Annotated in this window: 11 protein-coding genes and 1 other RNA gene; 7 read left to right on the top strand and 5 right to left on the bottom strand. The window is 61.2% G+C overall.

Going from position 1 to position 12,268, the window contains the following annotated elements; all coding sequences use genetic code 11:
- Window positions 1-157 precede the first annotated feature (157 nt).
- From HJA_RS00590 to HJA_RS18465, 3 genes are all read left to right on the top strand, one after another.
- The gene (locus HJA_RS00590) at window positions 158-679 is read left to right on the top strand and encodes a hypothetical protein (RefSeq protein WP_051597209.1); all 522 of its coding nucleotides are present in this window, start codon (window positions 158-160) and stop codon (window positions 677-679) included.
- 71 nt (window positions 680-750) lie between these two features.
- Complete coding sequence (locus tag HJA_RS00585) at window positions 751-1,209, top strand: YHS domain-containing (seleno)protein (RefSeq protein ID WP_035576958.1); 459 nt, start codon at window positions 751-753, stop codon at window positions 1,207-1,209.
- 333 nt (window positions 1,210-1,542) lie between these two features.
- Window positions 1,543-1,836, top strand: coding sequence for a hypothetical protein (locus HJA_RS18465; RefSeq protein WP_155839816.1), 294 nt, complete (start codon window positions 1,543-1,545; stop codon window positions 1,834-1,836).
- Window positions 1,837-1,901: 65 nt separating this feature from the next.
- On the opposite strand, the gene nudC is transcribed toward HJA_RS18465, so the two are convergent.
- Both nudC and HJA_RS00570 read right to left on the bottom strand, forming a co-directional pair.
- The gene (nudC, locus tag HJA_RS00575; protein WP_051597207.1) at window positions 1,902-2,825 is read right to left on the bottom strand and encodes an NAD(+) diphosphatase; all 924 of its coding nucleotides are present in this window, start codon (window positions 2,823-2,825) and stop codon (window positions 1,902-1,904) included.
- A gap of 61 nt (window positions 2,826-2,886) precedes the next feature.
- Window positions 2,887-3,462, bottom strand: coding sequence for a type 1 glutamine amidotransferase domain-containing protein (locus HJA_RS00570; protein ID WP_035576951.1), 576 nt, complete (start codon window positions 3,460-3,462; stop codon window positions 2,887-2,889).
- 246 nt (window positions 3,463-3,708) lie between these two features.
- On the opposite strand from HJA_RS00570, the gene typA reads away from it, so the two are divergent.
- On the top strand, window positions 3,709-5,538 hold the full coding sequence (typA, locus tag HJA_RS00565) for a translational GTPase TypA (protein WP_035576949.1): 1,830 nt from the start codon (window positions 3,709-3,711) through the stop codon (window positions 5,536-5,538).
- Window positions 5,539-5,559: 21 nt separating this feature from the next.
- Here typA and HJA_RS00560 read toward each other — a convergent pair whose 3' ends face one another.
- Window positions 5,560-6,642 (bottom strand): acyltransferase family protein, encoded by a 1,083-nt coding sequence (locus HJA_RS00560; RefSeq protein ID WP_035576947.1) that lies wholly within the window; start codon window positions 6,640-6,642, stop codon window positions 5,560-5,562.
- Between the two features lie 231 nt (window positions 6,643-6,873).
- Between HJA_RS00560 and HJA_RS00555 the strand changes: the two genes are divergently transcribed.
- Window positions 6,874-7,059, top strand: coding sequence for a hypothetical protein (locus HJA_RS00555; protein WP_035576945.1), 186 nt, complete (start codon window positions 6,874-6,876; stop codon window positions 7,057-7,059).
- Window positions 7,060-7,105: 46 nt separating this feature from the next.
- Here HJA_RS00555 and HJA_RS00550 read toward each other — a convergent pair whose 3' ends face one another.
- Both HJA_RS00550 and HJA_RS00545 read right to left on the bottom strand, forming a co-directional pair.
- Entirely contained in the window at window positions 7,106-7,513 is a 408-nt protein-coding gene (locus tag HJA_RS00550) for a globin (RefSeq protein WP_035576942.1), read from the bottom strand.
- A complete protein-coding gene (locus HJA_RS00545; protein WP_035576939.1) occupies window positions 7,513-9,600 on the bottom strand; it encodes a S9 family peptidase in 2,088 nt (695 codons plus the stop codon). The genes HJA_RS00550 and HJA_RS00545 overlap by 1 nt, the downstream gene beginning before the upstream one ends.
- A gap of 199 nt (window positions 9,601-9,799) precedes the next feature.
- Here HJA_RS00545 and ffs point away from each other — a divergent pair.
- Window positions 9,800-9,897: signal recognition particle sRNA small type (ffs, locus tag HJA_RS18280), an RNA gene on the top strand.
- 567 nt (window positions 9,898-10,464) lie between these two features.
- Window positions 10,465-12,237, top strand: coding sequence for a ribonucleoside-diphosphate reductase subunit alpha (locus HJA_RS00540; RefSeq protein ID WP_375209125.1), 1,773 nt, complete (start codon window positions 10,465-10,467; stop codon window positions 12,235-12,237).
- Window positions 12,238-12,268 lie beyond the last annotated feature (31 nt).

The raw sequence follows: 12,268 nt of genomic DNA, 5'->3' as shown, positions 1-12,268 counted from the left end.
CTGCATGAATGTAGGGAAGGGGGCGGCATTCCGCGAGGGGGCGCACGCATTTCTCCGCTCTCGCACCACCCACGAATCCGTGAGCGATCCTCACACGCCTTTGCTTTGCCCGTGTGCGGGGCGTTGTGAGACAAGCCGAACAAAGGGAGACGCCAACATGATCGCAAGAATAAAGAGATATGCCCCCATCGCCTACAGCCTTGTCGCCTCGGCGGTGTTCCTCGACAGCCTGCGGTTCAAATATACCAATGCCATCGAGACACAGGTAATTTTCGGGCGGCTCGATGCCTGGGCTGCCAGCCTCGGCGCGCCGGGTCTGTTCGCGCAGACCGGACTGTTCAGCCAATATGTGATCGGAACGGCGGAACTGCTGGCTGCCACGCTGCTTCTGCTCGGCCTGTTTCCGGCGCTCCGCCGCCTGCAGACGCTGGGCGCGCTGATCGCGGTGGCTGTCATGACCGGGGCGGTGAACTTCCACCTCTGGACGCCGCTCGGCATCGATCCGAACAATGATGGTGGCGGCCTGTTCGTCATGGCGGTGACGGTCTGGCTCAGCTCGATAGCCATGCTTGTCGCCCGCCGCGACACTCTGTTTGCCATCCTCTCCGGTCTCCGCGACGTGCTGGTGCCGCCTGCTGAAACCGCCTTCCGTTCCGAAGCCCGGCACGCCGCTGCCTGAGGCTTTACGCCGGCCGCTATGCTTCACCCCTTACTGGCGGCCGGCTCCACTTTCTGAAAGGATCTTTTCCGATGAAACTCCGTCCACTCCTCCTGGCAGCCTTCCTTGCTGCTGCACCTGTGACTGTCCTTGTGCCAATGGCCCAGGCCGAGCCGGCCGTCTATACCGGCCGGTTCTCGAACACCGCACTTCAGGGCTATGACCCGGTGGCTTATTTCACGGATGGGCAGCCGGTGAAGGGCTCCAAGGAATTTTCGACAGAGTACAAGGACGCCACCTTCCAGTTTGCGTCAGCCGCAAACCGCGACGCCTTCCTTGCAGACCCGGCCGCCTATGCGCCGCAATATGGCGGCTACTGCGCCTGGGCCATGGCCGATGGCAAATATGCCAAGGGTGATGCGAAATACTGGAAGATCGTCGATGGGAAGCTCTACCTGAACTACAATGCCGGCATTCAGAAAAAGTGGAATGCAGATATTCCGGGCTTCATCGAAAAGGCCGACACGCAATGGCAGGACCTGCAGGAATAGGCTTTTCGCCTGATGAGAGAACGGCGGCTTACATCTGAGTCATGACGCAGGTTTAAGTACCGTTCTCTCTGGGTTCGATTACCTCTTTCGTACCGGCGGTTTCCCACCCCAGCTCCCGCTGTCCCCGCCGCCGGACGGAACTGCGCGCACTGTCCCCCCTCCGTTGCGTGCAACAAAAGAAACCCCCGCACTGTCTGCCAGGCGGGGGTTTCTCATATGGTCTGAAAGCTGGGCAATAAAAAAAGCGGACGTGGTTTCCCGCGTCCGCTTTTCCTGGAACTTTATTGTCCGGCTTACTTTTTCTTCGCAGCCGGTTTCTTCGCAGCGGGCTTCTTGGCGGCGGCCGGCTTCTTTGCAGCGGGCTTGGCAGCTTTCGGAGCAGCTTTCTTTACGGCCGGCTTTGCCGCCGGTTTCTTCGCAACCGGCTTCTTTGCAGCAGCAGGTTTCTTTGCGGCCGGCTTTTTGGCGGCAGCAGTTTTCGTCGCTGTCGCAGCCTTAGCAGCCGGTTTTTTTGCGACCGGCTTTTTCACGGCTGGCTTTTTTGCCGCCGGTTTTTTTGCAGCCGGTTTCTTCGTTGCAGTTGCCATGTCCGATCTCCTGTCAGTGGCAATATTCTCAGTACTTTGATTCGCGCGAAATCAACTCCAGATTTTTGTCTGCAAGAAGAGCGGAAACACGCCTTCCGTGTGCGGTCAATGACCTTTTTCTGACCAGGCTTTCATGATGTGGTGGGCAATCGCCATCGGCGGCGGGCCGAAGATCTCTTCATGACTGTGGTTGAGGATCCGCACCATCTCTTCGCGGGTCACCCAGCGGGCTGTCTCGATCTCTTTTTCGTCGATGGAAATCTCGAAACCTTCTGCCTCCAGGATCAGGCCCACCATGAGTGAAGACGGGAAGGGCCAGGGCTGGCACGCGATGTATTCTGCACTCGCTGCATCAGTAACGACGCCAGCTTCCTCGAAGATTTCGCGGGCTGCAGCCTGTTCGATGGTTTCTCCGGGTTCGCAGAAACCGGCGAGGCAGGAATAGAATCCCGGCGGCCACATCCTCTGTCTTCCGATCAGGGCCTTGCCGTCTTTCACCGCCAGCATGATCGCAACCGGGTCTGTGCGCGGGAAATGCTCGGCGCCGCAGGACGGGCATTGCCGCTTCCATCCGGCCTCGACCATTGCACTTTCCGAACCGCATTTTGAGCAGAACCTGTGGCTCTGGTGCCACATGAAAATCGACCGCGCGGTCGAGGCGCAGTTCGCATCCATCTCCGGAATCGATCCGGCGGCGGCGCGGAAATCGAGAAACTCTCCGGCCCCTTCGATCAGTGAACCGTCAAGCGCAAAACGTTCCGGCAGATCGATCGCAAACACGGGTGTGCCGGCCTTGTCTTCGCCGAGGAAGAGGCGTGGCGAGCCGGGCGAGATTCGCGCGGCCTCTGGCCCCATCCAGACCAGACCGCTGTTGCGGCCCGGATGCACGAAAGGCTCTCCGTTCCGCATCAGCAGGACCAGCACGTCCTCGCGCTTGAAAGCTTCTTCCAGCCAGGCCTCGTCCAGTCGGCGGTGCGCGGCGCGATCAATCGGTTTCGCCGCAAGCGGCATATCGTTTGAGTTCGTCATGCAACGCGCATGCAGCAGCTTTCGGCTGCAATCAAGACGCCACCGCGCGGAACCCTACAGGTCAGGCGGTCACGGACTCGCGCTGGGCGGCGTGTTTGCCTTCGCAGATCTCTTCAACAATCTTCGCATTGAACTGGCCAAGGTCGTCCGGATTGCGCGACGTGACGAGGCCTTCGTCCACGACAACCGGTTCGTCGGTCACGACGGCGCCGGCATTTTTCAAATCCTGCTGGATTGCGGAGAAACCCGTCATCTTACGGCCATTCACCAGGCCTGCCGAAATGAGGACCTGCGGCCCGTGACAGATTGCGAAGACCGGTTTCTTCTGTTCGAAGAAGGCCGAAGCGAATGCGAGGGCTCTGCTGTCCCGGCGCAGCGCGTCCGGATTGAACAGGCCGCCCGGGATAAGCAGCGCATCGAAGTCTTCCGCCATCGCCTCGTCCAGTTTCACATCCACATCAAACCAGTCACCGTGTTCGCGGTGCTTGTTGCCCTGGATACGTTGGTCATTCGGCGAGACGATCTTGCAGGTACCGCCGGCGTTCTCGATAGCCTCTTTCGGAGAGGTCAGCTCGACCTGTTCAAATCCGTCGGTTGCGAGAATGGCGAGGGTGCGGTTTTCGGCACGTTTCGTCATGATGAATCCTTTCTTGCTAATGTGGCGCGCGGATTGTGTCGCGCGATCCCGTCCAGCCCTGTAACTTATCAATGGGTGGGGCAGGGCTCTGTTCCATGACGATTGCAACAGGAAGCGGCGCGGTGGCCGAAGGGCGGGTGTGCAGCCCCCGGGCGGCTTTCTGACACTTGGGCATAGCCAAACCGTGCGGCATCCTGTACCGGGCGCGGGAATTCCCCTTTCTTCCCTCCCGAAAGCCTGCCGTACATGTCCACGCCTATCGAAAAAATGCGCAACATCGCCATCATCGCCCACGTCGACCACGGGAAGACGACGCTGGTGGACGAACTGCTCAAACAGTCCGGCACCTTCCGTGAAAACGAGAAGACCGCTGAGCGGATGATGGATTCCAACGATCTGGAAAAAGAGCGTGGCATCACCATTCTCGCCAAGACGACGTCGGTCGAGTGGAACGGCTACCGTATCAACATCGTCGACACGCCCGGACACGCCGATTTCGGCGGTGAGGTGGAGCGTATCCTGCACATGGTGGATGGCGCGATCGTGCTCGTCGACGCGGCTGAAGGCCCGATGCCGCAAACCAAGTTCGTCGTCTCCAAGGCGCTGAAAGTCGGCCTGAAGCCGATTGTGGCCGTCAACAAGATCGACAAGCCGGAGCGCCGTCCGGACGAAGTGGTCAACGATGTGTTCGACCTGTTCGCAAACCTCGACGCCACGGATGAGCAGCTCGACTTCCCGATCCTTTACGGCTCGGCCAAGCAGGGCTGGATGTCCAGCCAGTATGAAACGGCCGCCGCAAACATGGATGAGCTGTTCCAGCTGGTCGTGGACCATGTGCCGACGCCGAAAGTGGAAGAGGGACCGTTCCGCTTCCTCGCCACCACGATTTCCGCAGATAACTTCCTCGGCCGCATCCTGACCGGCCGTGTGGCATCCGGCAGCATCAAGCCGAACCAGACCATCAAGGTGCTGGATCGTGAAGGCGGTCTGGTCGAGCAGGGCCGTGTGTCCAAAGTGCTCGCCTTCCGCGGCCTCGAGCGCGTGCCGGTGGATGAGGCGCAAGCCGGTGACATTGTCTCGCTGGCCGGCATGACCAAGGCGAACGTCGCCGACACATTCTGCGACCCGTCCGTTTCCGAGCCGATCGCGGCCCAGCCGATCGACCCGCCGACCATCTCCATGACCTTCCGCGTCAATGACAGCCCGCTGGCGGGCACAGAAGGCACCAAGGTCACCAGCCGCATGATCTGGGACCGCCTGCTGAAAGAGGCTGAAGGCAACGTCGCCCTGAAGGTTGAGCGCGCGACCGATGCGGAGGCGTTCACCGTCTCCGGCCGCGGTGAACTCCAGCTGGCCGTCCTGATCGAGACGATGCGCCGCGAAGGCTTCGAACTTGGCGTTTCGCGCCCACAGGTCGTGATGCAGGAAGACGAGCACGGCAACAAGCTGGAGCCGATCGAGGAAGTCGTCATTGACGTCGATGACGAGCATTCCGGTATCGTCGTGCAGAAGCTGTCCGAGCGCAAAGCCGACATGCTGGACATGCGTCCCTCCGGCGCCGGCCGCACGCGCATGGTGTTCCACGCGCCGACACGCGGCCTGATCGGCTATCAGGGTGAGCTTCTGTCCGACACGCGCGGCACGGCCATCATGAACCGCGTCTTCCACGAATATGCCCCGCACAAGGGCAAGATCCAGGGCCGCCACACGGGCGTGCTGATCGCGATGGAGCAGGGCGAGGCCGTTGCCTTCGCACTCTGGAACCTCGAAGACCGCGGTCCGATGATGATCCATCCGGGCGACAAGGTGTATGGCGGCATGATTGTCGGCGAGCACACGCGCGACAACGATCTCGAAGTGAACGTGCTCAAGGGCAAGAAGCTGACGAACATGCGCGCATCGGGCTCTGACGAAGCCGTGCGCCTGACACCGCCGCTTCAGATGACGCTGGAAAAGTCCCTGGCCTACATCGCCGATGACGAACTCGTGGAAGTGACGCCGGAGAACATCCGCCTGCGCAAGATCTTCCTCGACCCGCACGAGCGCAAGCGCAACGCGAAGAAAGCCGACGCCTGATCGCCTGGGGGCTGACCGGCCTCAGGCGACCTTGCCACGGACTGACCCTGCATAGCTTTGCGAACGCGGCTTCCGTGAAGCCGTGTTGGTCAGGCCCAGCACGCGGCGCAGCCATTTGTTCGACGGCGTCTCGAAATATCTGAAGCTGAGATAGGCGAGGCCGATCGAGAGCGGCAGGACGGTCGCAAAGATCAGTGCTGCGCCGAGCAGGCCATTGTCGATATGCTCGAAGATCATCACGGCCAGGACCGGCAGGATGATTGGGTGGATCAGGTAGATGCCATAGCTGATCTGCCCGCCAAGCCGGAAGACAGCATTATTCAGCGGCGTGCGGAAGATGTCCTGGCCCGCCGCCGCGAACACCAGCAAGGCTGCAGGCGGCGCAAAGGTCGCGATCTTCGCCCAGCCGTCATAGTGCAGCCAGGCCGCCACGCAGAGGCCGGCCGCGCCGATCAAGGCGAACGGCCACATCGGCGTACGCTTGATGAAGGCGATCACGGCTGGCTGGCGCAGGGCGAGACCGATGATGCAGCCTGACGCAAATTCCAGCAGGATCGGATCGCCATAGAATTCGCGGAAGGCCGGGGTGGGAAACCACTGTGCGGCAACAATCAGGCCGACGGTCATGGCAATCGTCAGCGGGATCTGATGTTTTGCCTTCGCCATCAGGGAGATGGCGAACATCAGGTAGAACAGCATGATGTAGCCCAGCGTCCAGCCGACATAGAGGATCGGGTGAAGCCGGTCGCGCAAATCATAATAGGGCAGCAGCAGGAAGCTCTGAACGATGTGCTCCATCGAGAGCTCTGCCTTTGGCAAGAGCCAGGGTTTGAACGCGATCATCAGGATGGCGACCGCCGTCATCAGCCAGTAGAGCGGCAGGATCCGCACAGCGCGTTTCATCATGAAGGGAACGGGCTGGTCATTCGGGTTGGTGATGTAGACCAGGATGAATCCGCTGATCAGCAGGAAGAGGTGAAAGCCGGGCGCCGCAGTGAAAGGCAGGGTGACGGTGTCGGAGCTGGCATTGACGAATTCGGTGATGTGGAAAACCGCAATCGAAATACACGACAGCGTCCGGATCGTATTGATGCTGTGAAGCATGAGCTCGGCCTGTTTCTGCGGGTCACTCCGTCCCGGATTGGGACAGGGCAATTCGCAAGACCGGTGCCATATGCCGTGCGTTCCCTTTGCCGGTGAGCGCCTTTTTCCGCCTGGCAACTTAAGGGCGCGGAATTCTCCATTCAGGTGCTGATGGGCGCCGCCTGGACGCGGGAACCGGCAGGCGAATAAGGCGTTGTTTCCCGGAATCATACAGAACCGGGAGCTTCGCCGATGTCCTCATTTTCGCTTTATCTGATCGGCTTCGTGATCTTCATCGCCGGGCTCGCCTATGGCGCCTTCCTGCTCGGCATTGCGACGACATGGATTGCGGTCGGCGCGTTCACGCTGTTCGGCCTCGGCATGGTGATTGGCGTCAGCAAGACCCGCACGCGGGACGAGTCTCCCGCCAGCGACTAGCGTTTTGCGGTTGGAGCGCCGCGGTCAAAGGCAGGACCGCAGCGCTTCAGGCGGGCAGGGGCTGGGAGAGGCGCGACGCATCGGCAAGAACCGATGTCCACGCTGCCTCCATCAACGGCGACCAGTCACTGCCCGCCACTTCTTTCGTCACATCGCGGATGATGTCGAAGAACACTTCGAACATGCCGGCCGGCACATCATACGTGTCATGATTGACCCGTTCTGACCGGATCACCGTCTCCGCCATCGTGCCTGGCCCCTCGGCCAGATCCATCAGGCACTCGAACGCCTGGCTCAGCATCGAGCCCCGCACGCCGCCATCGGTATCCATCAGGAACAGGTCTTCCAGCTCCGGATACGCCGCAAACAGCCGTGCATAAACAAGACCGGTAACATCCCCGGCCCGCTCAGAGAGCAGGCCGAGACTGTCGGTGAGGGCTGGGTGGCCAGACATCAGTCTTCTCCGCTGTCTTCCGCCTCATCCTTCTGCTTCGCCGGATCATACTTCGCGAACCAGCCCATGATGTTGTCTGTCTTGGCGATCAGGCGGGAGGGGCGGGAGGCGATGTAGTGGGGGGAGCCCGGCACGCGGACATAGACCGTGTCCACACCATTCATTTTGAGGGCGGTGTAGAACTGTTCGGCTTCCCAGGCAGGCGTGCGCCAGTCTTCCTCACCCACCATGATCATGGTCGGCGTCGTCACCTTGTCGACATAGCGGATCGGCGAGAATTTGAGGAAGGCTTCCGGATCGGACCACGGGTCGGCGCGGATCCAGTGGCGGCGCACGAACTGCGCGATGTCACCGGCCAGCGCCATCGTCATCCAGTTGATCACCGGCTTGATCGAGGCGGCCGCGGCGAAGCGGTCGGTCTTGGTGACGGTCCAGGCCGTCAGGATGCCGCCGCCGGAACCGCCGGTGATGAACAGGCGGTCTTCAGAGACATAGTCTTTCGCGACCAGTTCATCGACGACGCTCATCAGGTCGTCATAGTCATTGCCCGGATAGGCAAGGTCGATCAGCTGGGCGAACTCTTCGCCATAGCCGGTCGAGCCGCGCGGATTGCTCCACACGGTGACATAACCCTCGGCGGCATAGCGCTGGATCTCGCTGCCGAAGAAGGGCGAATACATCGCGTAAGGTCCGCCATGGATTTCCAGGATCATCGGGAAGCTGCCATCGGCCTTGAAGTCCGGCGGCAGGGCGACCCAGGCCTCGATCTCGCGGCCATCGGCGCTGGAGGCGACGTGGATCTCCTCCACTTTCGCCATGTCGAGGAAGGGCAGGACATCGGCATTGAGCTCGGTCAGCACTTTGTTGTCCTTGCCATTGGCGCCGATCGTGGCGACTTCGGCCGGGCGGTCGGAGAAACCGGCCGTGTAGGCGATCACCGGCTTGCGGCCTTCGCTGATGGAGAAGCTGCCTTCACCATAGGGGCGGCCGATGGAGGCGCCGCCGACATTGGTGACGACCTGGCTGACCTTGCCGTTGAGGCTCACATTATAGACGCTCAGAACGCCATGGTCTTCGCAGAGGGCAAACAGGCTCTTGCCGTCGGGAGCCCAGGCGATGCTGCCGAACTCCAGCGGGAAGTCGGCGGCCAGTTCGCGGACGTTTCCGCCATCGGCATCCATCAGATAGAGATTGGCCTGTTCATAGGCCTTCAGGTGATCGTCATAGCCGCGGAAGGCGATGGTCTTCCCGTCCGGCGAGACGACTGGGCCGAGGTCAGGTCCGTCGCGGCTGGTCAGGGCGCTGATCGAATTGTCGGCGAGTTCAATCTTGTAGACCTCGCTTTCGACCGGATCGAGGTCGCGGTCTTCGGCGAGGTTGCCGCTGACGAGCAGCGTGTCATTGTCCAGCCATTGCGGACCGCCAAGGTCGGCCTCTCCGAAGGTCACCTGGCGCGGCGTGCCACCATCGACGGTCAGCACGAAAATCTGCTCGGTGCCGTCTTTTAGATAGCCGGCGCCATCGAAGCGGAAGGTCAGGTTGTCGATGACCTTCACGCCGTCATTCCACTTGGCGCCTTCCGGCGGGGCGAGGGGCTTGGCGAAGCTCGGCGTCTCGCCCTTCACGAACATGGAGAAGGCGACCTGTTTGCCGTCCGGCGACCAGGTCGCGGCGCTCGGGCCTTCCTCGGTGAACTGGGCGAGCGAGAAGCTGCGGCCGCTGTCGAGATAGAGCAGGCGCATTTCCGGTCCGTTGCCGTTCGACGACATATAAAGAATGCGAGAGCCATCCGGCGACCAGCGCGGCCGGCCGGCGGAGACGTCGGTCACCAGCGGGCGGTGCGCGCCACTGGCAAGATCGATGGACCAGAGGTGCCCCGTGTCGCGGTCGGTCATCTTGTCCATGGAATGGCGGACATAGACCACGGTCTTCCCGTCCGGGGAGACTTGCGGGTCGGTCGCATATTCCATGTCGAAGACACGTTCGGCGGTGAAGCGCTTCGACGGCGCCTCGTCTTCTTTCGCCAGTGCCGGTGCGGCGCTCAGCAGCGCGGCCACCGCGGCCATCGCAAGCAGTCTCTGTTTCATTGAGAAACCCTCCCATCTTTAAACAAGTGAGATCATGGCTAGCATGGGGATCGTCAGCAGGACAGCATTTGATGGTCCGTTATAGTCCGGCATGGTCATGACCTGGTCCGGTCCTGGTCATGGTCTGGTCTGGCCGGAACATGGTCCGGACTCACTCTGGCCCTTGCGTCCGGGGCGGCCTCTGCGCATATAGCCCGCGGGAGGCAGGTGGCGGACGGGCCGCTCGCCAACCGGGTCAGGCCGGGAACGGAGCAGCCCCAACGAGTTTTCCGCCCGGGTCGCTCGCCTGTCTCCTTCTTCTCCTAACATTCGCGCCTAACATTCGCGAATGTCCCGCGCTTTCCGCCCGCACGGGGGAGCAGGGGCGCGACTCATCCGCTCGCCTGAGCCGGGAATCGGACCCTTCAGGAATCGTTTTCTGCGTGTGTTCGGGCGCGGGCACCTACTAGGGATAGTGGGTCGGCCGGAATCCACGCTTTTTTCCCGGCCAGGCGATGCCCGGTTTTGCGGCGGCAATCCGGCGCGGGCGATGCGGATCACACCTGATTTCCACAGGCCAGAAGGCCCGTGGCACTTGAGTTTCTGGGGGGTTGGAAGGATTTTGTTAACCAGATTTCCACGGCGAATGTGAAGCTTTCCCGACAAACCACGTTGACCGCATGTTAACCTTCGGACACTATATGTAGTGTCAGGAACGACGGAGGGCGCCACATATTGGCGCTTGGGGCTGAAGTTCCTATATTTTCAATCGATCCGGAGGGCTGCCGCATGTCTGCAACCAACGCCAACGCTGTGACTGAAAACGCGCCTCGCAAGGGGAAGCCGAAGTCGGGTGGTGATACGCAGTTGCGCGTGGTTTCGAACATGGAAGTCGTGACCGACTCCAGCCGCGACGCAAACCTCACCGAATTCGGCAAGAAAACGCTGGAAGACCGCTATTTGCTGCCGGGCGAGTCCTATCAGGACATGTTCGCACGCGTCTCCAAGGCCTTTGCCGACGATCAGGCCCACGCCCAGCGCCTTTATGACTATATGTCGAAGCTCTGGTTCATGCCGGCGACGCCCGTTCTTTCGAATGGCGGCGCGGATCGCGGCCTGCCGATCTCCTGCTTCCTCAACCAGGTCGGCGACTCGCTCGACGACATCGTCGGCACCTGGACCGAGAATGTCTGGCTCGCCTCCAATGGCGGCGGCATCGGCACCTATTGGGGCAATGTCCGCTCCATCGGTGAGAAGGTCGGCCAGAACGGACAGACGTCCGGCATCATCCCCTTCATCCGCGTGATGGACTCGCTGACGCTCGCGATCTCGCAGGGCTCGCTCCGCCGCGGCTCGGCTGCCTGCTATCTCGACATTCACCACCCGGAAATCGAGGAATTCCTCGAAATCCGCAAGGCTTCCGGCGACTTCAACCGCAAGTCCCTGAACCTGCACCATGGCCTCAACATCACCGACGCCTTCATGGAAGCTGTCCGCAATGATGAAGAGTTCGGCCTGATCTCGCCGAAGACCGGTGAAGTGCTGAAGACGGTCAACGCCCGCAAGCTGTGGCAGAAGATTCTCGAGCTGCGCATGCAGACCGGCGAGCCCTACCTGCTGTTCACTGACACCGTGAACAATTCCATGCCGGCGCACCAGCGCAAGCTGGGCCTGAAGGTGACGCAGTCGAACCTCTGCTCCGAAATCACCCTGCCGACCGGTGTCGACCACCGTGGCGAGGACCGGACGGCCGTCTGCTGCCTGTCCTCGGTCAATGCCGAGAAGTATCTGGAATGGTCGAAGGACGAGAACTTCCTGGAAGACATCTTCCGTTTCCTCGACAATGTGCTGGAAGACTTCATCGAACGCGCCCCATCCGAAATGGAGCGCGCCGTCTATTCCGCCAAGCGTGAGCGCTCGGTTGGCCTCGGCGTGATGGGCTTCCACTCCTTCCTGCAGAAGATGAACGTCTCCATGGAAAGCGCCATGGCGAAGGTCTGGAACGAGAAGATCTTCAAGGACGTGCGCAAAGGCGCCGATGCGGCTTCTGTGAAACTCGCCAAGGAACGCGGCCCGTGTGAAGACGCGCGCGACGCCGGCATGATGGCCCGCTTCAGCCACAAGATGGCTGTTGCGCCGACCGCGTCGATCTCGATCATCTGCGGCGGCACCTCGGCTGGCATCGAGCCGATCCCGGCCAATGTCTACACGCACAAGACCCTGTCGGGCTCTTTCACCGTGAAGAACCCGCAGCTGGAAGCCCTGCTGGAAAGCAAGGGCCTCAATACGCCGGAAACCTGGGGCTCGATCCTGGAGCATGAGGGATCTGTCCAGCATCTCGAAGAGCTCGATGAGCATGAGCGTGCGGTCTTCAAGACGGCCTTCGAACTCGACCAGCGCTGGATCGTGGAACTGGCCGCTGACCGGACGCCATATATCTGCCAGTCGCAGTCGCTGAACCTGTTCCTGCCGGGTGACATCGCCAAGTGGGACCTTCACATGCTGCACTGGACGGCGTGGGAGAAGGGGCTCAAGTCGCTCTATTACTGCCGCTCCAAATCGGTTCAGCGGGCCGCGTTCGCAGGGTCCGAAAAGGCCGAAGCCGGTCAGATGGAAACCCCGAACACCGATTATGACGAGTGCCTCGCCTGCCAGTAGGCGGTGCCCTAAAGTAGAATTCAGATCGCGT

This window comes from Hyphomonas jannaschiana VP2, from assembly GCF_000685215.1.
Lineage (GTDB): Bacteria > Pseudomonadota > Alphaproteobacteria > Caulobacterales > Hyphomonadaceae > Hyphomonas > Hyphomonas jannaschiana.
Note: the sequence above shows the minus strand (reverse complement) of the source record. Positions and strands in the feature narration are given on the sequence as shown.